This window comes from Kibdelosporangium philippinense, assembly GCF_021390435.2.
Classification (GTDB): Bacteria; Actinomycetota; Actinomycetes; order Mycobacteriales; family Pseudonocardiaceae; genus Kibdelosporangium; species Kibdelosporangium philippinense.
In genome coordinates this window covers 113,691-136,259 of record NZ_JAJVCN010000001.1, presented here as the reverse complement: position 1 = coordinate 136,259, position 22,569 = coordinate 113,691, and the positions used below count along the sequence as shown (strand labels likewise).

Annotated in this window: 21 protein-coding genes; 13 read left to right on the top strand and 8 right to left on the bottom strand. The window is 64.4% G+C overall.

What is annotated here, in order from left to right; all coding sequences use genetic code 11:
* Nucleotides 1-71 precede the first annotated feature (71 nt).
* Complete coding sequence (locus tag LWC34_RS00670) at nt 72-221, top strand: hypothetical protein (protein ID WP_233722428.1); 150 nt, start codon at nt 72-74, stop codon at nt 219-221.
* 74 nt (nt 222-295) lie between these two features.
* On the top strand, nt 296-1,024 hold the full coding sequence (locus LWC34_RS58630) for an NPCBM/NEW2 domain-containing protein (RefSeq protein ID WP_372496413.1): 729 nt from the start codon (nt 296-298) through the stop codon (nt 1,022-1,024).
* Nucleotides 1,025-1,068: 44 nt separating this feature from the next.
* Here the strand turns inward: LWC34_RS58630 and LWC34_RS00655 are convergent, their stop codons facing one another.
* Nucleotides 1,069-3,564, bottom strand: coding sequence for a M14 family zinc carboxypeptidase (locus LWC34_RS00655; protein WP_372496412.1), 2,496 nt, complete (start codon nt 3,562-3,564; stop codon nt 1,069-1,071).
* A 118-nt stretch (nt 3,565-3,682) separates the two neighbouring features.
* Here LWC34_RS00655 and LWC34_RS00650 point away from each other — a divergent pair, with 118 nt between their 5' ends.
* Nucleotides 3,683-3,925, top strand: coding sequence for a hypothetical protein (locus LWC34_RS00650; protein WP_233722427.1), 243 nt, complete (start codon nt 3,683-3,685; stop codon nt 3,923-3,925).
* Nucleotides 3,926-3,932: 7 nt separating this feature from the next.
* Here the strand turns inward: LWC34_RS00650 and LWC34_RS00645 are convergent, their stop codons facing one another.
* Genes LWC34_RS00645 through LWC34_RS00630 form a run of 4 tightly spaced genes read right to left on the bottom strand, consistent with a single transcriptional unit; the run spans nt 3,933 to nt 7,663 of the window.
* Nucleotides 3,933-5,084, bottom strand: a complete 1,152-nt coding sequence (locus tag LWC34_RS00645) for an acetyl-CoA C-acetyltransferase (protein WP_233722426.1) — start codon at nt 5,082-5,084, stop codon at nt 3,933-3,935.
* 26 nt (nt 5,085-5,110) lie between these two features.
* Nucleotides 5,111-5,737 (bottom strand): TetR/AcrR family transcriptional regulator, encoded by a 627-nt coding sequence (locus tag LWC34_RS00640; RefSeq protein ID WP_308199945.1) that lies wholly within the window; start codon nt 5,735-5,737, stop codon nt 5,111-5,113.
* 13 nt (nt 5,738-5,750) lie between these two features.
* Nucleotides 5,751-6,521, bottom strand: coding sequence for an SDR family oxidoreductase (locus LWC34_RS00635; RefSeq protein WP_233722425.1), 771 nt, complete (start codon nt 6,519-6,521; stop codon nt 5,751-5,753).
* Nucleotides 6,518-7,663, bottom strand: coding sequence for an acyl-CoA dehydrogenase family protein (locus LWC34_RS00630; RefSeq protein ID WP_233722424.1), 1,146 nt, complete (start codon nt 7,661-7,663; stop codon nt 6,518-6,520). Before LWC34_RS00630 ends, LWC34_RS00635 begins: the two co-directional genes overlap by 4 nt.
* Nucleotides 7,664-7,702: 39 nt before the next feature.
* Here LWC34_RS00630 and LWC34_RS00625 point away from each other — a divergent pair, with 39 nt between their 5' ends.
* From LWC34_RS00625 to LWC34_RS00595, 7 genes are all read left to right on the top strand, one after another.
* A complete protein-coding gene (locus tag LWC34_RS00625) occupies nt 7,703-9,157 on the top strand; it encodes a FadD3 family acyl-CoA ligase (RefSeq protein WP_308199944.1) in 1,455 nt (484 codons plus the stop codon).
* A complete protein-coding gene (locus LWC34_RS00620) occupies nt 9,154-9,984 on the top strand; it encodes an enoyl-CoA hydratase (RefSeq protein ID WP_233722422.1) in 831 nt (276 codons plus the stop codon). Before LWC34_RS00625 ends, LWC34_RS00620 begins: the two co-directional genes overlap by 4 nt.
* Before the next feature lie 164 nt (nt 9,985-10,148).
* A complete protein-coding gene (locus LWC34_RS00615) occupies nt 10,149-11,261 on the top strand; it encodes an acyl-CoA dehydrogenase family protein (RefSeq protein ID WP_233722421.1) in 1,113 nt (370 codons plus the stop codon).
* On the top strand, nt 11,258-12,163 hold the full coding sequence (locus LWC34_RS00610) for an acyl-CoA dehydrogenase family protein (protein ID WP_233722420.1): 906 nt from the start codon (nt 11,258-11,260) through the stop codon (nt 12,161-12,163). Before LWC34_RS00615 ends, LWC34_RS00610 begins: the two co-directional genes overlap by 4 nt.
* A 447-nt stretch (nt 12,164-12,610) precedes the next feature.
* Nucleotides 12,611-12,808, top strand: coding sequence for an IS3 family transposase (locus tag LWC34_RS58625; RefSeq protein ID WP_372496411.1), 198 nt, complete (start codon nt 12,611-12,613; stop codon nt 12,806-12,808).
* 66 nt (nt 12,809-12,874) lie between these two features.
* Nucleotides 12,875-13,453 carry an RNA polymerase sigma factor gene (locus tag LWC34_RS00600; RefSeq protein ID WP_233722419.1) on the top strand — a complete coding sequence of 193 codons (579 nt, stop codon included), beginning with the start codon at nt 12,875-12,877 and terminating at the stop codon, nt 13,451-13,453.
* The gene (locus LWC34_RS00595) at nt 13,446-13,928 is read left to right on the top strand and encodes a hypothetical protein (RefSeq protein WP_233722418.1); all 483 of its coding nucleotides are present in this window, start codon (nt 13,446-13,448) and stop codon (nt 13,926-13,928) included. Before LWC34_RS00600 ends, LWC34_RS00595 begins: the two co-directional genes overlap by 8 nt.
* Nucleotide 13,929: 1 nt before the next feature.
* On the opposite strand, the gene LWC34_RS00590 is transcribed toward LWC34_RS00595, so the two are convergent.
* Nucleotides 13,930-14,874 (bottom strand): alpha/beta hydrolase, encoded by a 945-nt coding sequence (locus LWC34_RS00590; protein ID WP_233722417.1) that lies wholly within the window; start codon nt 14,872-14,874, stop codon nt 13,930-13,932.
* Between the two features lie 367 nt (nt 14,875-15,241).
* On the opposite strand from LWC34_RS00590, the gene LWC34_RS00585 reads away from it, so the two are divergent.
* The gene (locus tag LWC34_RS00585) at nt 15,242-16,126 is read left to right on the top strand and encodes a bile acid:sodium symporter family protein (protein WP_233722416.1); all 885 of its coding nucleotides are present in this window, start codon (nt 15,242-15,244) and stop codon (nt 16,124-16,126) included.
* Here LWC34_RS00585 and LWC34_RS00580 read toward each other — a convergent pair.
* Entirely contained in the window at nt 16,102-18,903 is a 2,802-nt protein-coding gene (locus LWC34_RS00580; protein ID WP_233722415.1) for an FAD-binding and (Fe-S)-binding domain-containing protein, read from the bottom strand. The two genes, LWC34_RS00585 and LWC34_RS00580, sit on opposite strands and share 25 nt — an antisense overlap.
* Nucleotides 18,900-20,030, bottom strand: coding sequence for a pyridoxal-phosphate-dependent aminotransferase family protein (locus LWC34_RS00575; RefSeq protein ID WP_233722414.1), 1,131 nt, complete (start codon nt 20,028-20,030; stop codon nt 18,900-18,902). The genes LWC34_RS00580 and LWC34_RS00575 overlap by 4 nt, the downstream gene beginning before the upstream one ends.
* A 109-nt stretch (nt 20,031-20,139) precedes the next feature.
* Between LWC34_RS00575 and LWC34_RS00570 the strand changes: the two genes are divergently transcribed.
* Nucleotides 20,140-21,402: an SLC13 family permease gene (locus tag LWC34_RS00570; protein WP_233722413.1), complete on the top strand. Its 1,263-nt coding sequence runs from the start codon at nt 20,140-20,142 to the stop codon at nt 21,400-21,402.
* Between the two features lie 2 nt (nt 21,403-21,404).
* Nucleotides 21,405-22,568, top strand: a complete 1,164-nt coding sequence (locus tag LWC34_RS00565) for a CaiB/BaiF CoA transferase family protein (RefSeq protein ID WP_233722412.1) — start codon at nt 21,405-21,407, stop codon at nt 22,566-22,568.
* Nucleotide 22,569: the final 1 nt, after the last annotated feature.

The window sequence follows — 22,569 nt, the reverse complement described above, 5'->3', positions numbered from 1 at the left end:
CAAAACTCCCGGATAACGGCGATTCAGACCCGATCCCACGAGCAAGATCCGATGACCCGAAAGCAGCGACCATGACAGTTGGCATCGACCCGCCATTCCAGAGGCGGACACCGACCGTCACTCCGAGTGACGAGCTACTTGTCGTGAAGGTCACCCTCGCGGCGCTCAACGCCACGGATCTTCCCCTCGCGGTGACACGTCGGTGGGTTGAATTCTTCTAGACAAACCCCCGATGTAATCGATTACATTTAGACTTTGCCGCCCGAACTGTCCCGAAAATCGACAGTGAGGTCCGATGTATATTCGATTGCTCGTCACCAGCCCGCTCGTCGCCGCCGGGCTCTGCGCCCCGAACGCGTCGGCAGCGGTCACCCCGGGAAATGGGCTGGCACTGACGCCGCCCATGGGCTTCAACAACTGGAACTCGACCCATTGCCGGGCCGACTTCAACGAGACGATGGTCAAAGGCATCGCCGACATCTTCGTCACCCAAGGCCTGAAAGACGCGGGCTACCAGTACGTCAACCTCGACGACTGCTGGGCGCTACCGCAACGCGGGCCCGACGGCAACCTCGTCCCCGACCCCGTCCGTTTCCCCAACGGCATCACGCACGTCGCCGACTACGTCCACGCGAAAGGCCTGAAGTTCGGCATCTACACCAGCGCGGGCAGCAAGACGTGCAACTCGGCGGGCTTCATCAACGGCGTGCAGTACGCAAAAGGCCTGGGCACTCACGCGCCTGGCGTTGTGGAGTATTACGTGGCTGGCCGGTGCACCGGGTTCACAGCCGATGTCGGGCTCGATGACGAGAAAGGCAACAACGGCACCGCGACGTTCGAAGTCTGGGCGGACGGCCGGAAGGTCGCGGACAGCGGCGCGCTGACGAATCTGATGCCAGCCAAACCGTTGTCTGCGGATATCACCGGAGCCACGCTGGTCCGGCTGATCAGCACGGACGCGGGCGACGGCAACAACAGTGACCACACGGACTGGGCCGACGCCCGGCTCACGTGTAGTCAATAGCCCCAAGGGGCGGCAAACCAGAGTTCGCCGCCCCCTCAGTTACTTCAGCGGCGGCGTTGCTTGTTTGCACGCGCCGAGTTGGTGCAGACCTCGCCGACATCGACGGTCTGCCCACGGTCGGCGTACACGTCAGCGATGCCGACGAGCCTGCCGATCCGGTTGGTGCAGGTGAGGGTGTACGCCTCCCTGGTGCCGTAGGTCGGCGGGATCGGGGAGGCGAACTCAATCCGGCCGTTGCCCCAGTCATCGGGGTTGGCCGGGTCGACCTGGTCGTAGTTGACCATCACCGCGGTGTAGTTGCCGGGCGGCGGGTCGAACAGGGTGGCGCGCTCCGAGTTCGTGCCGCCTGCGGCCGACGACGTCACCAGTTCACCAGCCGCGTTGTAGACGTACAGGTCCCAGTCGGTGTCGGTGTTCGCCCACTGCACGACGACCTCGAACCGGCCGTTGTCCACCTCGGGCAGGCCCTTGACGGTGAACGGCATGCTCTCGGACACCGGGTTGCCCGGGTACTGGGTGTTTTCCGCAGGCACACCAGCCGGGTTCGCCAACGGCACGGACGCCTGCGGCGGTCCCTGAGGCTCACGGCCGTATCGGCCAGCCACATACGGACGGGTCGACGGGTTGACCGACCAGGCGAACCGGCCACCGGTCGACGAGAACGTCGAGTCGAGCGTGTCGGTGACGTAGATCGGCGGCTTGGTCGAACCGTCCGGCTGCAGCACTGGCGACGTCGGCGTCTGGAACGTCTTGTGCAGCTTGAGTTCGTAGCCACGCGGCGCCGAACCGATCAGTGTCGCGTGCGCGGCCGGGTCAGCAGCGCTGCCGAGCATGTCGAGGAATGCCGCCCGGTTGCCGCCCTTGCCCGCACCTGCTGCTGGCGCCGTGCCGGTGTACTCGGCCACGACAGCGTTCTGGTACGTCGGGTGGAATCCAGCGGTGTTGATCTCGAAGGTGTAGCCGAGGCCGCCGGTCGACCAGAACGACCAGTCTTCGGTCGTACCCGTTGTGTCGTACAGACCCCAGCTAGGAATGCTCCGGTATCCGTTACGAGACGCCATCTTGTCACCAAGCGCCTTGAGCACCGGCTCGTCCAGTGGCGCGCGGGTAGCAGCGACGCCCGGTGGGCGCAGGATCAAGTTGCCGTACGTGTGCAACGTGACGAGGTTCGTAACCTGACGCTTGGACACGAGGTCACGGATGTTGCGCGTCTCCGGCTCGGAGAACGGGCCGGAGCCACGGAACGTGTCGCTGTTCCAGTTGGGGCTGGCGCCGTTGCCGCCCCAGAACGTGGGGTAGTTGCGGTTCGGGTCGATGCCGCGTTCGCGGCCCGCCGGGTTGGCCTTACAAATGCCGGTACGGAACTGCGACGGCGAGTCGTCCGCCTTGCAGTTCTTGCGCTTCATCTCGTAGTCGAACCGGGAGAAGTCGCCCTTGGGCTCGGCCTCACGCGAGATCGAGAAGCCGTCCACGTTCACGATCGGCACGATGATGTTGCGGGTCTTGCCGACCAGCGACTTGATCGCCGGGTCGTTCTGGTAACCGTTGACCAGCTCGTACGCCCACTCGATGGCGTGCTCGGAGGCTGGCCACTCGCGCGCGTGGTGCACACCCATGGTGACGTTGACCGGCTTGCCGTCGGCAATGTTGGCCACGTCGGTCGCGATCTCCACGCCGAGTACATCCCGGCCCTCGATGGACGGGTGGTTCAGGGTGAATGCCTTGACCAGCTTGGGGTTCTTGCGAGCCAGCTCTTTGAGCTCGAACTCGTACTCGTAGAGGTGCCGGTAGCTGGTGCGGCCGGACGGCAGGCCGGACGTCTGAGTGGTGGCCGCGTACTCACGGTCTTTGGCAGCGTCTTCCCGTGAAGTCGTGGACAGATCGGGGTTGATCACGGTAGACCGCAATCCGCTGTCCCTGAGGGTTTTGCGGTCGGCGTCGTCGGCCAGCACGACCTCGATGCCGGTCTCGTCACCCTTCTCGGTCACGTCAAGGCCGAGAGCCAGAAGCTTGCTCTTGTCCGTCCGCTCCGGCGTCTCGACGCGGACGACCTCGGCGCGCTGTGGCTGCTCGGCCACGCCAGTCGGAGTGCCTTGCGGTGTGAGCGCAAGGAAGTCGAGGCCGACCGTGACAGCGCGGGCGGACCCGGAATACCGGCACGCCTGCACGATCAGCTGCTGGTTCTTCTTCACGAAGCTCTCGGCGAGCTCCCGGCTGCGCAACGCCGACGACGCGGCGACAACCTTCCCGGTCGCCTTGTCGAACACGGCGATGTCCCAGTCGCCTTCAGCACCATCACGTGGCGCGAGGCGTGCCTGGATCAGGCCGTCGACAGTCGAGGTCACTTCACGTTGGTCAATGCCCTGCGCACGCCGTGACTGCACGGACTCGTAGCACGCTTGGCCAGCCGACCCGTCAGCCCTCATGACGTTGTCGGCAGCAGTTGCGGACGGCACGGCGATCCCGAAGATCACCAGACCGGACGCCCCCAAAGCGATCGCCGTGCGCAGCGCGACGGGCGATCTGCGTCTTGGCCCCATAGACTTTCTGCCCTTCGTAAGTCCAGACCAGCTAATCGACCGACCCTAAGACACCAATCGGCGTCGCTGCGGGGGCCGAAAGTAGGCACTACCGAAAGTGGCAAGAAGTCACATTTCGGTGGCACACAGTCGGACGAAGTTCAGCGGCGCTACAGTTCTCACGCAACGTGGTCACGTCCGTGCCGCCGCGCGATCCACGCCTGCCCGGTCAACGCGGGAGAACCTGGCAGGCGTGGATGATCACGCGATCGGGACCGCGGCCGACCTCGGCGCCGACGCGGTGTCGTCCTGGTCGGGCATCAAACCGTCCGATGTGGGCGACAACCAAGAACTGGTGAGCCCGTTCCCGCGCCAGGTCTGAACCTTGTTCAGCCGAGGCGTTCAATGATCGTGACGTTGGCTTGGCCGCCTCCTTCGCACATTGTCTGCAGGCCGAAGCGGCCTGAGGTGCGCTCCAGTTCGTGCAGCAGGGTGGTGAACAGGCGAGTTCCAGTTGCGCCGATGGGGTGGCCGAGGGCGATGGCGCCGCCGTTCACGTTTACGCGATCGAGGTCGACCTTAAGTTCCTTGGCCCAGGCCAGAACCACGCTCGCAAAAGCTTCGTTGGCTTCGAACAGGTCGATGTCCGACACGCTCATGCCTGCACGTTCCAAGGCATGTCGGGTGGCGCGGATAGGCGCGGTCAGCATGTAGACCGGGTCCGCGCCACGGGCCGACATGTGATGCACGCGGGCGCGCGGCGTCAGCTTGTGGCGCAACACCATCCGTTCCGAAGCGACGAGTACGGCGCTTGCTCCATCGGAGATCTGGCTTGACAGCGCAGCGGTCACGCGACCGTCGGGGCGTAATGGAGCGAGCTTGGCCATCTTGGCCAGGTTGGTGTCGCGGCGCGGGCCTTCATCGTGTTCGATGCCGTTGAGCGGGACGATCTCGCGGGTGAAGCGGCCGGAATCCTGGGCTGCGATGGCCTTCTGGTGACTGGCGAGGGCGAAGCCCTCCATTTCCGCCCTGGACAGATCCCACCGGGTGGCGATCATGTCCGCCGAGCGGAACTGGTTGATCTCCTCCGCGCCGTATCTGTGGTCCCAGCCCTGCGAGCCGTGCGTCGGGGTCGGGAAGCCGAACTGTTCGCCGACCAGCATCGCCGAACCGATCGGGATCTGGCTCATGTTCTGCACGCCACCGGCCACGACCAGATCCGAGCCGCTCATCACCGCCTGCGCGGCGAAGTGCAGTGCCTGCTGGCTCGATCCGCACTGCCGGTCCACCGTCACCCCTGGCACTTCTTCGGGAAATCCCGCGGCCAGCCACGCTGTCCTGGCGATGTCACCGGCTTGCGGGCCGAGGGTGTCCACGCAGCCGAAGATCACGTCGTCGATCTCGCCAGGGTCGACCGGGCTTTCGGTGAACAGCGCTTTGATCACGTGCGCCCCCAGGTCGGCGGGGTGCACGCCGGACAGCGCGCCACCACGCCGGCCGACCGGAGTGCGTACGGCGTCGATGATGTACGCATCGGACATGGGTCGCTCCCTTCAGGGACGCCGGATCAGGGTCGACGGACCGGCCGCCGGCGGGTCGAGATGCCGTCGAGCAGGATGCCGAGATACTGCTCGGCCACGTCCTGCGCGGACAGCTGGCCGCCTGGCCGGTACCAGTGCACGGCGACCCACACGGTGTCCCTGATGAAGCGGTACACCAGCTCGACGTCGAGGTCCGGCCGGAACGCCCCGGCCCGCACGCCTTCCTCGAGCACGCCGACCCAGATCTTGCGGAACTCGACGCCACGCTCGGCGATGTAGCCGAACCGTTCGAACGTCGCCAGGTACTTGGCGTCGTTCTGGTAGATCGCGACCGCCGCGTGCTGTTTGTCGATGCTCTCCAGCGAGGCGACCACGATCGCCTCGAGTGTCGCCTTCGGCGGCATGCCGGAGTCGACGATTTGGCCGTACCGGCCGAACAACTCGTCGAGAAAGCCGGTCAGGATCTCGTCCACCATGGACTCCTTGGAGTCGAAATGGTGGTACAGACTGCCCGACAGGATGCCCGCGGCGTCCGCGATGTCCCGCACGGTCGTCGCGCGGAACCCGCGCTCGGCGAACATCTCGGCGGCCAGCCGCAACAGCTCGGCCCGGCGCGCTGACACACCGCCCTGCGCCCCTGACTCCTTCTTCACCTTCGAACTCCCATCATGGGTGCTGGCTGCTCACCGACACCACCTCGCCGGTCATGTACGAGGCGTAGTCGCTTGCCAGGAACACCATCACATTCGCGACTTCCCACGGCTGCGCGGCACGCCCGAAAGCCTCCCGCTCAGCCAGTTCGGTCAGCAGTTCCTCGCTGGTCACCTTGGCGAGGAACGGATGCGCGGCCAGGCTCGGCGCCACCGCGTTGACTCTGATCTTGTACGCGGCCGCGTCCATCGCCGCGCATCTGGTGAACGCCATGACACCGGCTTTGGCCGCCGCGTAGTGCGCCTGCCCGCGTTGTGCTCGCCAGCCGACCACCGAGGCGTTGTTGACGATGGCGCCACCGTCGCCTTGCGCCACCATCTGTTTCAACGCCGCCCTTGTACATCGGAACGTGCCGTTCAGCGTCACGTCCAACACCCGTGACCACTCGTCGTCGGTCATGTCCAGCACGGACTTCGTGCCGCCTAGACCAGCGTTGTTGATCATCACGTCGATCCGGCCGAAGGTGCTCGCCGCGCCGTGCACCAACGCCTGCACCTGGTCCTCGTCGGTCACATCGCAGGTCACCGCGGCGACCCGGCCATTGTGTTCGGACTTCAGCGCGTCGAGCGTCTCGGCCAGCCTGCGCTCGTGATGGTCGCTGATCACCACGGACGCGCCTTCCTCAAGGCAGCGTCGTGCGGTGGCCGAGCCGATCCCGGTGCCGGCAGCCGCCGTCACCACGACTGTTTTGTCTTGGAGAAGGTTGTGTCCCTCGGGATAGTTCATGCGCGAGGTTCCTTCGGCAGGCCGAGCACGCGCTCGGCGATGATGGTGCGTTGGATCTCGTCCGAGCCGCCGTAGATGGTGTCCGCGCGGCTGAACAAGAACAGCCGCTGCCATTCGTCCAGGTCACCGTCCACGGCGACCATCGACTCGGGGCCGCGGACCTGCATCGCGAGCTCACCCAACTCGCGGTGCCACCGGGCCCACACCAGCTTCGACACCGACGCCTCGTAACCGGGGTCCTTCCGCGACAACGTCCGCAGGGCGTGCGCCCGCATCACCTCAAGACCGATCCACGACCGGGTCAGGCGTTCCTTGATAACCGGGTCATCGATTGCTCCGTTCCGCTTGGCCAGATCGATCAAGGCGTCCAGTTCACGCCGGAAACCGACCTGCTGTCCCAATGTCGCCACACCACGCTCGAACGCGAGCGTCGCCATGGCCACCCGCCAGCCGTCGCCCACCTCACCGACGACCATGTCCTTCGAAGTCCTTGCGTTGTCGAAGAAGACCTCGTTGAACTCCGACGTTCCAGTCAGCTGACGGATCGGCCGGACCTCCACACCCGGTTGACGCATCGGCACCAGCAGGTACGACAGGCCTTCCCGTCGGCGTGACCCCGGTTGCGTACGAGCGAGCACGAAACACCAGTCCGCCTCGTGCGCCAACGACGTCCACACCTTCTGGCCGGTGATCACCCAGTCGTCGCCGTCCACTGTGGCCGTTGTGGACACCGACGCCAGATCCGACCCGGCACCCGGCTCGGAGTACCCCTGACACCAGAGTTCTTCGACAGCAAGGATCTTCGGCAGGAACCGGCGCTGTTGCTCCGGCGTGCCGAACGCGATCAGCGTCGGCCCAAGCAGTTCCTCCCCGATGTGGTTGACACGCGCAGGCGCGTTGGCCGCCGCGTATTCCTCATAGAAGATGACCTGTTCCTGGGTGCTCGCACCACGGCCACCATGCTCAACCGGCCAGCCAAGGCAACTCCAGCCCGCCTTCGCCAGTTTGCGATCCCACTCCCGGCGCGACTCGTACTGCTCGTGCTCACGGCCGGGACCACCGACACCGCGCAGTTTCGCGAACTCACCGTGCAGGTTGTCCGCGAGCCAGGCGCGCAGCTGTTGACGGAAGTCGCCGTTCACGTAGGCTAGCCTACCAAGCACTTGCTTGAGGAGGTGAGTGTGCGCCGAGAAACCATTCCCGCCGCGCTCCTCGAAGCGGCCGAGCGCTTCGGCGATGCCGAAGCAGTCGTTGATGGCCAGGTCAGGCTGAGTTTCCGCGAGTTACACAACCGCGTGATGGCAGTCGCGTACGGCCTTTGGTCAAGCGGCATCACCCGGGGTGACCGGGTTGCCATCTTCGGACCGAACACGCATCACTGGGTCACGTCAGCACTCGGTGTGCTCTACGCGGGCGCCACTCTGGTGCCTGTCAACACCCGCTTCACCACAGCGGAGACCTTGGATGTGATCAACCGCAGCGGTGCGCGAGGGTTGTTCGTCGAAGGCGAATTCCTTGGCGTGGACCGGGAGGCCGATCTCCTTGAAGCCGATGTCACGCTGGCTTCCCGGGTGCGGATCTACCGGATGCCGATGGAATGGCCGGAAGCCACGTTCGAATCGCCGGCTGAGCCGGACGACGTGGCGGACATTCTCTATACGTCCGGAACCACGGGTCGTAGCAAGGGAGCCATGAGCGCCCATCGGCAGACGCTGGCCGCGGCACGGGCCTGGGTGGCGAGGACAGAGCTGAGTTCCGCTGACCGATACCTCATCGTGAACCCTTTCTTTCACAGCTTTGGTTACAAGGCAGGAATTCTGGCGTGTGTGGTGAGTGGCGCGACGATCGTGCCGCAAGCCAAGTTCGATGTCGCCGAGACCATCCGGCTGACCACTGTCGAGCGTATCACTGTTCTGCCGGGCGCGCCGACGATCTATCAGTCCATTGTGGATCACCCTGCTGACTTTCCCCGAATCCGGCTTGCTGTCACAGGTGCGGCGGTTGTGCCCGTCGCGTTGGTCGAGCTTATGCAGAAAGAATTGTGCGACACCGTACTCACCGGATACGGCCTCACCGAGTGTCCTGTTGTGACACTCTGCTCCCCCGAGGACGACGCTTCCACTGTAGCGCACACCGCGGGTCATGCGGCGGCAGGTTGTGAAGTGCGTGTCGCGCCGAATGGCGAGATCCTTGTCAGGGGCCCCAACGTGATGCTCGGTTATCTCGACGACCCCGCAGCGACCGCCGCGGCGATCGACGAGAACGGCTGGCTGCACACAGGCGATATCGGAAGCCTTGACACAGCAGGGAATCTGACGATCACCGACCGGTTGAAGGACATGTACATCTGTGGCGGGTTCAATGTGTACCCCGCCGAGATCGAGCAGGCGCTGGCCCGGTTGCCGGGGGTCGCGGAGGCCGCGGTGATCGGCGTCCCCGACGAACGCCTAGGCGAGGTGGGCAAAGCCCACATAGTCAAAAAACCAGGCGCTGACCTGTCCGAAGACGAAGTCATCAGTTTTTGTCGGACCCTCATGGCAAACTTCAAAGTGCCACGAGAAGTGGAGTTCCTCGCGGCACTGCCCCGCAACCCGTCGGGCAAGGTCTTGAAGAGAGTTCTAAGGGGAGAGTCATGAGTGTCGTGCGCTACGACAAGCAAGGCCCGGTCGCGACCGCCACGATGAACCGGCCGGACTACCGCAACGCGCAGAACTCAGCGATGACGTACGCGCTGGACGAGGCGTTCAAAGCCGCTGTCGACGACGCGGAAGTCAAGGTGATCGTCCTTGCTGGCGAAGGAAAGCACTTCTCGGCAGGCCATGACATAGGAACGCCCGAGCGAGATGTCGATGTGTCGTTCGAGCGCAAGGCGGTGATGTGGTGGGACCACGTCGACCGTCCCGGCGGCGACCAGCGCTATGCCCGAGAAATGGAGGTATACCTGGGAATGTGCCGCCGCTGGCGTGATATTCCCAAGCCCACCATCGCGATGGTCCAGGGCGCGTGCATCGCGGGCGGGCTGATGCTCGCGTGGATCTGCGACCTGATCGTCGCGTCTGACGACGCGTTCTTCTCGGATCCTGTTGTGCGGATGGGAATTCCGGGCGTTGAGTACTTCGCCCACCCGTGGGTGCTTGGGCCACGCGCGGCCAAAGAGGTGCTCTTCACGGGCGACCGGTTCAGCGCTCAGCAAGCCCTCGATTGGGGGATGGTCAACCGGGTAGTGCCTAGGGAATCCTTGACAGCGGAGACATTACGGCTCGCCGGCCGAATCGCCGAGATGCCCCAGTTCGGCCTCGCACTGGCCAAACGCGCGGTGAACCAAGCGGAAGACCTGATGGGTCTGCGCTCGGGGATGGACTCGGTGTTCGGACTACACCACTTCGCGCACGCCCACAACGCCGAAGTCTCCAAGGACTCGCTGGCGGGTCTCGATGCCCGCTCGATGAAAGAACGCCAATAGCAGCTTCGAACGCCGTGGTGCTCGCCTGATGCCCGCGGTGACGTGGCCGCCGGTGGTTCGGGCAAAGCCCGCACCGATCCGGCGCCGAGTCACCTTGGACGGGCACCACAGCCCATGGCGCGAGACGCGAAGCACCGCAGCTCTCCTGTCCGAAATGAGAACCGATGGATCTCGACCTCGATCCCGCCACCCGCGACTTCCAAGCCGAAGTCCGGTCATGGCTGGCCGCGAACGTGCCAACCGACCTGCCATCGATGGACACGCCGGAAGGCTTCGCGGCCCATCGCGCCTGGGAGAAGACGCTTTTCGACGCTCGGCTCGCCGTGGTGTCGTGGCCAACCGAGTTCGGCGGCAGGGATGCGTCCTTACTGCAGTGGGTGGTGTTCGAGGAGGAGTACTACGCGGCAGGCGCACCCGCCCGGGTGAGCCAGAACGGTATCTTCCTTTTGGCACCAACGTTGTTCGCGCACGGAACGCCGGAGCAATGTGCGCGGCTGTTGCCCAAGATGGCCAGCGCCGAGGAGGTGTGGGCGCAGGCTTGGTCAGAGCCGGAGGCGGGCAGCGACCTCGCGGCGATCCGGGCGTCCGCGACTCGGACCGAAGGCGGATGGTTGCTGCGTGGGCAGAAGACGTGGAGTTCCCGTGCGACCTTCGCCGACCGTGGGTTCGGGTTGTTCCGCACTTCCGGGGAAAGACACCGGGGCCTGACGTACTTCATGTTCTCGCTCAGTGCTCCCGGTGTGACTGTCCGGCCGATCAACCAACTGGACGGCGAGCCTGGCTTCGCCGAGATCTTCCTCGACGACGTCTTCGTACCGGACGAGGACGTGATCGGCGACGTGGACAACGGCTGGAAGGTCGCGATGAGCACGGCCAGCAACGAGCGTGGGCTCTCGTTGCGCAGTCCTGGACGGTTTCTGGCGACCGCGCAACGGCTCGTCGACCTATGGCAGGCGTTGCCCGAACCTGCTTTACGCGATCGCGTTGTGGACGCGTGGATCGGTGCTCAGGCGTATCGGTTGTACACGTTCGGGACCGTCACCCGGCTGATGGAAGGTGGCAGTCTCGGGCCCGAGTCCAGTGTGAACAAGCTGTTCTGGTCCGAGTTGGACATCGCCATGCACGAGACCGCCTTGGACTTGCTCGGTGGTGAGGGCGAGGCAGACGGTCCCTGGCTGGACGGCTATCTGTTCTCGCTCGCCGGTCCGATCTACGCAGGCACCAACGAGATCCAACGCAACGTCGTAGCCGAACGGATACTGGGGCTGCCCCGATGAAATTCGCGCTCTCCCCCGAACAAACCCAGTTCGCGGACACGCTGGACGCGCTGCTGGCCAAGTCCGACGTCGCCAGATCCTGGGCAGCGGGCGACCACGAACCCGGAATGGCCGTCTGGCGTCAACTGGCTGACCTCGGCGTCACGAGCATCGCGCAGGACGGTGAACCCATCGACCTCGTCGTCGCCATGGAGTCCATCGGCTTTCACGCACTCCCCGGTCCAGCGATCGAAACCCTGGCCGTCCTGCCCGACCATCTGGGCGGCGCATTACTGGGCACCGTGGCCATTCCCCCGCACGTGCCGTACGCAGTGGACGCCGATGTCGCCGACCGCGTATTCGTGCTGCGAGGCGGAATCCTCCACACGGCGAGCGCGGGCAAGCGGATCAACTCGGTGGATCCGTGCCGTTCGCTGTTCGAAGTAACCGCGACCACCGAGATCGGTCAGCTCCCAGATGCCTTCGAACGCGGTGTGCTCGCCTGCTCCGCGCAACTGTTGGGTGTGGGCCGCGCTCTGCTGGCAAAGTCCGTCGAGTACGTCAAACAACGCACCCAATTCGGCAAACCCATCGGCTCCTTCCAAGCCGTGAAGCACCACCTAGCCTCGGTCCACGTCGCCCTCGAACTCGCCCGCCCCTTGGTATACGGCGCTGCGCTCAACGCCGTCCCCGTCTCGGCCGCAAAGATCACCGCAGGCGACGCAGCCCATAAAGCTGCCCGCTCAGCACTCCAGGTCCACGGCGCCATCGGCTACACCGTCGAAAACGACCTCAGCCTATGGTTATCGAAAGTCCGTGCGCTGCACTCCGCCTGGGGAACCGGATCCGTCCACCGTGCCCACGTTGCTACCACCCTCCCACGAACAACCAACTTGTATTCGCAACCCGCAACCGCAACGTAGAGAGGTCCTTAATAGACACCACCTCGCCCACTTACTCCTAACCAACCAAGGCTCAGCTCGACGCGCCCGAAAATTCGGCGACGGTTGGACAAAGCGGCTGTCGCGGTCGCCTTCCCACTCGCCATCCTGTTGACGGCTATCATTCCCACTCACGTGCGTCGTAGTCAGTTGTCTAAAGCGCACATGGATCTGATGCCCCCGTTTGACGGGCACGGACGTTGCGGGCCGAACTGGTCCACGGCCAGGGCATAGCTCTACTGCTGCGTGGGCCTCGACGCGTACTCCCGCCGCGTGGTCGGCTGGCCAAGTCCCGGATGGCATCATCCACGCGGACCACGGTACGCAGTTCACCTCATGGATCTTCACCGAACGCACCCGCAAGGCTGGGCTGTCGCCCTCACTGGGCACCTTCGGCGATCCTTACGACAACGCTATGGCCGAGGCATTTTGGGCACACGCCTGCAGGCCGAACTACTCGACCGCCGCCTCTGGCGCACCCGCATCGAGCTAGCGAGTGCGATCTTCGAGTACATCGAAGGGTTCTACAACCGCCGCCGCAGACACTCCGCCCTGGACTGGATGAGCCCGATAGAGTTCGAAATCACCACCCACACGTCGAGCCTGATCTCACCGGCGAGTCCGTGAAAACGAGGCAACATCACTTGCCCTGAGCTGAGTAACGGGTTTGCCGGGACTGAGCAACTAGGTTGTGTGAGCGAAACGATGGCCAAGGCCGGACAGCCGCCCGATGTGGAGCGTGAGGTCGAGGCGACTGGGCTGGCAGCGGAGTTCGAGCAGATCTACCGCGCGCATGTCCCGCACGTCACGGCGTACTTCGCCCGGCGTACAGCGGATCCGCAGGCGGTCGCTGATCTGACCGCGGACACGTTTGTGCAGGCGATTACGTCCTTCACCACGTTTGATCCGGCGCGGGGCAGTCCACGCAGTTGGTTGTACGGCATCGCCAGGCGGGTCTTCGCTCAACACTGCGAGTGGGTCAGCCGTGGGCAGGATGTGGCCAAACGGCTGGCTGGGCGGCGCGAACTCGATATCGACGAGGCCGCCGAACTGGTTGTCCGGATCGACGCGGAGCGCGAAGGACGTGCGTTGTTCGACGGTATGGCGGCGTTGACGCCCGCCGATCGGGAGGCCGTCGAACTCGTTGACATTGTTGGACTCGAACGCAAGGAAGCCGCCGAGGCACTCGGCATCTCCACGGGTGCGTTGCGGATCAGGCTGTTCCGGGCTCGGAACAAGTTGCGGAAAAGCGTAGGTGAGAAGGATGGGTAAGTTCGAAGAGCAACTGCTCAGCGACCTGATGCGGGAACATGGACCAGAACTGGCCGAAGCGCGACGACCCGTAAGGCGGTCGACCAAGCCAGCGTGGGTCACGACGGGCGTTGCCGTTGCGGCGGCCGCGGCTGTCGCGTTCGTCCTGGTGCCAGGGGAAAAACCGGCGCATGCCGTGACCAAGAACGACGACGGCACTGTCACCGTTTCGGTGAACAAGGACATCTCCGTCGACGTGGCCAACCAGGAGCTGAAGGATATGGAGCTCCCGATGCGGATCGACCCGGAATTCAAGATCGAATGCATTCAAGGCAGTGGTGAGAAAACAATCCAGCCGGGCGAATCAGCTCTGAAGAGCATCAAAGAACTCGCGCGCGAGAACGTGCCGACAAGGATCACAGTAAGGATGGACGCCGACGGCCAGGTCACGCTCATTGGCGCGGAATGTGACATGTACATGGTCCGCGGCAAGTAGTTCAGTTCAGCGCCGCCAACAACATCGGGAAGGATCGATGCAATGCTCGTTCCCAATATGGCCAGGTGTGCTTGCCGGGACCGTAGAAGTCCGTGAACACGCGGCCATGCTTGGCGCGCAAACGATCCGCCACGGCGACAGTCTGCTCGCCGAGCAACTGTTCCAGCCGATCCAAGCTTGAACCAGGCGTGTCGAACGGACCGGGTTCACCGTTGCCTGTGGACAGATAGACCGGGATGCCGCGCAACCGGCTGGCCAGGTCGTACGGGTTGTGAGCAGCCCAGATTTCAGGCTGCGTGGCCGGATCTCCCCACAACGCGAAGGGGTCGCCGCTGGTTTGGCCGACAATCCCGGTCACCACGTCGGTCGAACGCTTTCCCTGGTACGTGGGGTGCACGACGCCGCTGTAGGACGCCGCGGCTTTGAAGAAACCCGGATGCCTTGCGGCGTAGGACAACGCTCCGAACCCACCCATCGACAAACCTGCCACAGCACGGTCATGACCGGACCGGTACTTGCGCTCAAGCAGGCGCCTGAGCTCAGTCAGGTGGAAGGTCTCCCACTTCGGCCCCGTCAACCAATCCGAATAGAACCCCGCCGCACCTGCCTCGGGCATGACGATGAGGACGTTGGTCCGTGCGGTGAAGACTTCGGCGTCGGTCTTGTCCGTCCATGAGCGATAGCCATTATCGCCGTCACAACAACCATGCAGGAGGTAGAGCGTCGGCCATTTGCGGTACGGCGCGCGACGCCAGTCTTTCGGGAGCAGCAACCGAACGCCGACTTCCCGGCCAACGGCTTCAGAACGCACAGTCAGTTCAAGCAGCCGTTCGCTGAGTTGCTGCTCCCGAACGACGGTCGCACCGCCAGTCCCTGCCGAAGCAGGAACTCCAACAAGGACGCCAACTAGTAGCAAGAACGAGAGCAACAGTCCCCGGACGCGCATTCAGACCTCCACTGATGGCCGGAACTCCTCAACAACGTGGTGCATAAGGGTGGCTTGGGCGCACGCATGGCCGATGAGTGTTCGATCGGCGATGCGCCCGGATAGGGCAATAGTTGTGCGGTCAGGTGTGCGGTTCCACGGGTGCCGCGATGCTTGGCAGGTTGTGGCTCTGCCGCGGTCTTGGCCTCTCCGTTCGCAGGCCTCGCTTGCTCGGTGTCCGTGTTTCCAACTTGGCTGTGGGGTGGTTAGCTGTCAACCTTGTTGTCCGCTATCGGACATCACGACTTATTTCGATGTCGCACACGTACTGGCCGAACGCGCACCTGGTTGACACAATCACCGGAATGTCCGGTTCAGGGAGTGTCCGATGACTTCGTCGTCCGTGGTGACCACGGTTTTCCTGCCGATCGCGCTCGGTGTGATCATGCTCGGCCTGGGGATGTCCCTGACCGTGCAGGACTTCAAACGGGTCGCCGAGGTGCCCAAGGCCACCATCGTCGCCTTGGTGTGCCAGGTGCTCCTGCTGCCCGCCATCTGCCTTGGGTTGGTCCTGCTGTTCGATCTTTCGCCCACCCTTGCTGTCGGCATGATGCTGCTTGCCGCTTCTCCTGGTGGCACCACTGCCAATCTGTTCAGTCATCTTGCGGGTGGGGATGTCGCGCTCAACATCACGCTGACCGCTATCAATGCTGTCATCGCCGTGGTTACGTTGCCGATTGTCGTGAACCTGTCACTGTCCGGGTTCATGGATGGTGGGGAGCTTGGGCTTCAGTTCGACAAGATGCTCCAGGTTTTCGCCATCGTGCTGGTTCCGGTCGCTATCGGCATGCTTGTCCGGCGGCGGTTCACTGCTTTCGCTGACCGGATGCTTCGGCCGCTCAAGATTGCTGCCGTTGTGTTCATGGTTGCCACTATTGCTGTCGCCGTGTTCCAGGAACGGGCCAATATTGGTGGCTACCTTCAGGATGTCGGCGCGATCTCGCTGGTGTTCTGCGTGATCAGCTTGTCTGTCGGGTACGCGATTCCACGGCTGCTCAAGGTGAACCGGCGGCAGTCCATCGCTTCTTCGATGGAGATCGGTATCCACAACAGCACCTTGGCCATCACGATCGCGCTCAGCCCCGCACTCCTCAACAACACGCAGATGGCCATCCCCGCCGCTGTCTACGGCGTTGTCATGTTCATCCCCGCGGGTGTCTTCGCTTACTGGGTGAGCAGGCGACCTGCTCAGGCTGAGGTCACGACGACCTGAGCGATGAGCTCGACCGGGTGCCAGGCTCGGCGTTCGGTTCCGTGGCGGATCTGTTGGCGGCAGGACACTCCTGTCGCCGCGAGCACGACCTCGGGATCGGCAGCGCGGATCGCTGGGAACAGCCGGTCTTCGCCGACCTTCATCGACACCTCGTAGTGCTCTGCCTCGAAGCCGAAAGACCCTGCCATTCCGCAACACCCGGCGTCCAGCTCTTTCACTGTGACGCCGGGGATTCGGCCCAACAACTCCACCGACGCTGCCGTTCCGACCTCGGCTTTCTGGTGGCAGTGCCCGTGGTACAGGATCTCCTTGCCTGACAGCGCCGGTGACAGCGTCAACAGGCCAGCGTCGATTGCCTCCACCAGGAGTTCCTCAACCTGGCGCACCCGGGACGCCACGGACTTGACTGCGGGATTGTCCGGCAGCAGGGACAGATACTCGTCCTGCAACGTGTACACACAGGATGGTTCGCAGCCGACGATCGGGCCTGACGAAGTCGACAGCTGCGCCGTCAAGGCGGTGGCCTTGCGTTTAGCGTCGTCCAACAGGCCTTTCGAGATCCCGGCGCGACCGCAGCAGCCTGAAGACTCCAACAGGACCTGCCAGCCTGCCTGTTCCAACAACGAGATCGCGGCACGGCCGACCCCCGGCTCAGTGAAGGTCGTGAAGGAGTCGGCCAGGAACGTGACTGTCTGACCGGAAGAGACGGGACGGCGGCGGAACCAGCGGATCAGGTTCTCGCGCTTGAACTCTGGCAACGGCCGCTTGGCTGCGATGCCCAACCAACGTCGTGCGAGAGGCAGACGTGCAGCCAGGTTGGACACAGGAGCAAAAGCCGAGCCGAGGCGGTTGAGCAGGCGGATCGAACCGAAAACCCGTGACCGCAACGGCACGCCGGACTGCGCGTGTTTCTGGGCAAGCGTCTCGCTCTTCAGCGCGGCCATGTCGACCCCGAGCGGGCATTCACTCTTGCAGGCCTTGCACATCAGGCACAGGTCCAGCACCTCGTGCAGCCGGGCATCGCCCAATGCGGAAGCGGGCGAGGGCGAAGACAAGGCCTTGACGAGCGCGTTCGCCCGACCGCGAGTCGAGTCTTCCTCGTTTCGGGTGGCCATATAGGACGGACACATCACGCCGGACGAACTCTTGCGACACAGGCCGATGTTCATGCACCGGTCAGCCGCGCTGCGCATGTCCCCGAGGAACGTCAGGTGCGTTGTCAGCGGCTCTGCGGGTGGCAAAGCGGGGTCACGCAGGTTGTCTGTCATCGAGGGTGAGTCGACGATCTTGCCGGGATTGAGCACGTCCGTTGGGTCGAAGATCCGCTTCACCTGGCGCATCGCTTCGTACAGCGAAGGGCCGAAGAGTTTGCGGTTGAACTCGCTGCGTACCAGGCCGTCGCCGTGCTCGCTGGAGTTCGCGCCGCCGAACTCCACCACGAGGTCGCGGACCTCCTCGGCGACCGACCGCATCGCGGCGACCTCGTCGGGGTTTGTCAGGTCGACGAACGGCCGGACGTGCAAGCATCCCACCGACGCATGACCGTAGAACCCAGCCTTCATCCCGTGGCGTTCCAGGATCGCACGGAATCGCGTGCTGTACTCGATCAGACGAGACGGATCGACGGCCGTGTCCTCGACGAACGCCTGCGGCCGTCGCGAACCGACACTCGAGGCCATCAGCAGACCAAGCCCGGCCTTGCGGACTTTCAACAAAGCGTCTTGTTGCGCCGGAGTCTCGGCGCGCAACGTGTGGTAGCCGTGGGAATGCTTGTCCCACAAGGCAGCCAGTCGTTCCAACCTAGCGCTTGCTTCAGCCAACGTGTCGCCGGTGAACGTGACGAACAGCAGTCCCTCGGGGTCGCCAACGAGGAAACTGCCGAGCCGCCGGTACTCCAGCTTCTGCCGAGACAGTTCCAGGATCGTCTTGTCGAGCAGCTCCACCGCAGCCGGATCGCACGCCAGCGCGTCATCGGTCGCGGCGATGGCGGCCTCGACCGACGTGAAGTGCCCGACCGCGATCACGGTGTGCTTGGGCTTGGGCACGAGCCCGACGACCGCGGAAGTCGCAACAACGAGCGTGCCCTCCGAGCCGACCACGAACTTGGCGAGGTCGAAAGGCCCGTCTGCCAACCGGTCCAGCCGGTACCCGCCTGCGCGCCGCCAGAACTTCGGGAACCCCTCGGCGATCGCGGATCCAGACGAAGCCACAAGATCGGCCAGCGCGGAGTCGAACCTCGTCGGCGTCCCGGGGGCAAGTGTGGCCGTGCTGGCGTCGGACAGCACGACTTCCATGGACTGGACGTGGTCGATGGTCATGCCGTACCGGACGGATCCGCTGCCCGCGGAGTTGTTGCCCATCATCCCGCCGATGGTGGCGCGATTGCTGGTCGACGTGTCCGGCCCGAACATCATCCCGTGCGGCGCCGCGGCCCGGTTCAGGTCGTCCTGCACGACACCGGGCTGCACGTGCGCGATCCCGGTCGAAGGATCCAAGGACAGGATTCGGTTCATGTGCCTGGAAAAGTCCAGCACCACACCAGAACCAACGGTCTGACCGGCCAAGCTCGTCCCGCCGCCGCGGGCAAGGACCGGAACGCCAAACTCCCGAGCGATAGTCACCGCCGCGACCACGTCGTCCGCATGCCGTGGAAACACCACGCCCTCAGGCATGATCGAGTACATGCTGGCGTCACGGGAGAACAGATGCCGCGTGTACGAGTCGAACGCGACCTCGCCTTCCAGCGCCTTCCGAAGAGCCTCGGCGAGGTCGCTCATGCTTCCGCCAGCAACGACAGCGCGGCCGATACCCCGTCCTTGACCGGAACACCGGCGATCTGGAGTCCCATTTGGACACCGGAAAGCGTCCCGGCAAGACTCAGGTCGTTGAAGTGCCCGAGATGCCCGATCCGGAACACCTCACCAGCCACCTTTCCCAACCCGGCGCCCAACGACATGTCGAACCGGTCGAGGATCACTTCCCGGACGTGATCGGCGCCAGGCACCAGGATCGCGGTCAACGTGTTCGAGTACGCCGAAGGATCGAGGCACAGCAGCTCAAGTCCCCAACCCTGCACGGCCGCACGCGTGGCAGCCGCATGACGAGCGTGCCGCGCGTACACCTCAGGCAGGCCCTCGGAGTGCAACATGTGCAACGCTTCGCGAAGCCCGTACAACAGGTTCGTCGGTGGCGTGTAAGGGAAAGCGCCACGCTTGTTGGCCTCGATGATCGGCTGCCACGCCCAATACGACCGACGCGAACCACCAGATGCGGCAAGGGCCTTGGCGCTCACGGCAGTCAGACCGAGCCCAGGCGGCAGCATGAGTCCCTTCTGGGAGCACGAGACCGTGACGTCCACACCCCACTCGTCATGCCGGTAGTCGATGGATCCCAGCGAGGACACGGTATCCACCATCAGCAGGGCCGGATGGTCGCCCATCGCCCGCCGGACGGCGGCGATATCGCTGGTCACACCGGTCGAAGTCTCGTTGTGCACCACCAGAACGGCCTTGGTCTCCGGCGTGAGGCGCGCGGAAACCTCGGCTGGATCGACCGGATGCCGCCAATCCCCTGGTACGAAGTCGACTTCCAGCCCCAAGTCACGGGCCATCGCCTGCCACAGCGTGGCGAAATGACCAGTCTCGAAGCACAGCACGCGATCGCCCGGGCTCAACGTGTTGACCAGCGCGGCTTCCCACGCGCCGGTGCCCGACGACGGGTACAGAACCACGTCACCCGTGGTGCCGAACACCGGCTTCAGCGCTTCGAGCAACGGCGGCACCATGGCCGCGAACTGCGGCCCGCGGTGGTCGATGGTCGGCGCCGACATGGCACGCAGTACCTGGTCCGGAACGTTGGTCGGGCCAGGGATCTGCAGAAAGTGACGTCCGCTGGCGAAACTCATACGCCTGTTTGCCTTCCGTCTGGTCAACCCTTGACGACTTCCTGACCATACGTCTAATTTCTATTGACGAACAGCCAATTCCGAATTGCGGAATCCCTCGGAGCCGCTTATGTCGGTGGAAATCATCTCGATCCTGGTTCTCGTTGCCGTGTTCGTACTGGGAACCACGTTATCGATCAATATGGGTGTGCTGGCGTTCGTTGCCGCGTTCGCGGTCGGCACCCTGGTCGTGGACAAATCGACCGACGACATCGTCGGCGGTTTTCCCAGCAATCTCTTCGTGATCCTGGTCGGGGTCACGTACTTGTTCGCCATCGCCAAACAGAACGGGACCGTCGACTGGTTGGTCAACCTCGCCATCCGGGTCGTTGGCGGCCGGGTGGTGGCGATCCCGTGGATCATGTTCCTGATCACCGCCGTGCTGACCGCGTTCGGCGCGGTCGTGCCCGCGGCGGTGGCGATCATCGCGCCGATCGCGATGGGCTTCGCCGTCCGCTACAGGATCCACCCGGTGCTGATGGGCTTGCTGGTGATCAACGGCGCCAGCGCGGGCGGGTTCTCGCCGCTGAGCATCTTCGGCGGGATCACCAACGGCGTGGTCGAACGCAGCAACCTGCCGGGCAGCCCGATGACCCTGTTCATCGCGTCGTTCGTCTTCAACCTGCTGCTTAGCGTGGTGGTGTTCGTGATCTTCGGCGGACGGCACCTGGTTGGCCAGCAGGCCAACGACCTCGAGCCTGCTTCGGGGCCCGGCACTGTTCAGGCGCCAGTTCGGTTGGACCACAACCGGATCCTCACCTTGGTCGGCATCGTCGGCCTCGCGGTCGGCGCGCTGTTCTTCGACCTCGACGTAGGTCTGCTCGCGCTGACCGTGGTGGTCGTGCTGTCGTTGGTTTCGCCAGCGACGACCCGCGAGGCCGTCGACAAGGTCGCGTGGGCCACGGTCCTGCTGATCTGCGGCATCGTGACGTACGTCAGCCTGCTTGAGGACATCGGCACGGTCGACTATCTCGGTCGTGGCGTAGCGAACATCGGGCTGCCGCTGCTGGGCGCGTTGCTGATCTGCTTCATCGGTGGTGCGGTGTCGGCGTTCGCGTCGACCACGGGAATCCTGGGCGCGTTGATCCCGCTGGCGGTGCCGTTCCTGCAAACCGGGCAAGTCGGCGCGATCGGCCTGATCACGGCGCTCGCGCTGTCCTCTTCGGTGGTGGACGCCAGCCCGTTCTCCACCAGCGGCGCGCTCACTGTGGCCAGTGCTCCGCCGGAGCAGCGCGAACTGGTGTTCAAGCGGCTGATGGCGTGGGGATTCTCGATGATCGCCGTTGCGCCGATCGTCACGTGGCTGGTTCTCGTGGTTCCGGGTTGGCTGTAGGCATGCCACTGGACGGGATCACAGTGCTCGAGGTCGGCGTGTTCATGGCGGGCCCGTACGCCACCATGCAACTCGCTGACCTCGGCGCGGAGGTACTCAAGGTCGAGAATCCGACGGGCGGCGATCCGGTCAGGCAAGCCGGGCCGTTCGTCGACGGCACCAGTTCACCGTTCGCCCGGCTCAACCGGAACAAGAAATCCGTGGCACTTGACCTGAAATCGCCGGACGGGCGCGCGGCCTTCCGGCGCCTGGCCGACCGGGCCGACGTGCTGGTCGAAAACCTCAGGCCAGGCGCGATGCGCGGGCTACGGCTGGACTACGAAACCCTGCGGCAGACAAACCCGCGCCTCATCTACGCCTCCGCCTCCGGCTGGGGCCAGGACGGTCCACTTGCGACGCTACCGGGCCTGGACATCATGGCGCAGGCACGCAGCGGACTGATGAGCATCACGGGCGAGGCCGGTGGCGGCCCGGCAAAGGTCGGCGTGCCGGTGTGCGATCTGGTCTGCGGGTTGTACGTCGCCCTCGCTGTCACCGCGGCACTGCGTGAACGAGACCGAAGTGGTGAAGGCCAGTACATCGACGTGAGCCTGCTCGAATCCGGTGTGTCACTGGCGGTCTGGGAAGCCGGGAAGTACTTCGCGACCGGCGAAGTCGGTGGGCCACTTGGCACAGCGCACCAGAGCCAAGCGCCGTATCAGGCCGTGCGGTGCGCGGACGGGTGGCTCACGGTCGGCGCCATCACCCCGAAAACCTGGCTTGGCCTGTGCGAAGTCCTTGGCCTGCAGGCACTCGTGGACGACGAACGGTTCAACGACGCCTACCGCCGCAAAGAGAACGTCGCCGAGCTCATCCCCCTCATCGAGGACGTCACGTCGATGCGGACGGTCACCGAGTTGGTCGCAGCACTGAACCGTGCCGAGGTACCGTGCGCGCCGATCTCGGACTACGGCGAGGTTTTCACGGCCGATGCCCTCACCAAGCGAGGCTTCCTCTGGGACAGTACGGATGGCGTACGCCAACTGGGCTCGCCAATGCGGTTGTCCCGCACGCCCACACAACGCAACGCCGCCGGACCAGCGCTCGGAGCGGATACGCGTGCAGCGCTGCTCGCGGTCGGGTACACCAATGAGGAAATTGACGAACTGGTCGGAGGACAGTCTTGAG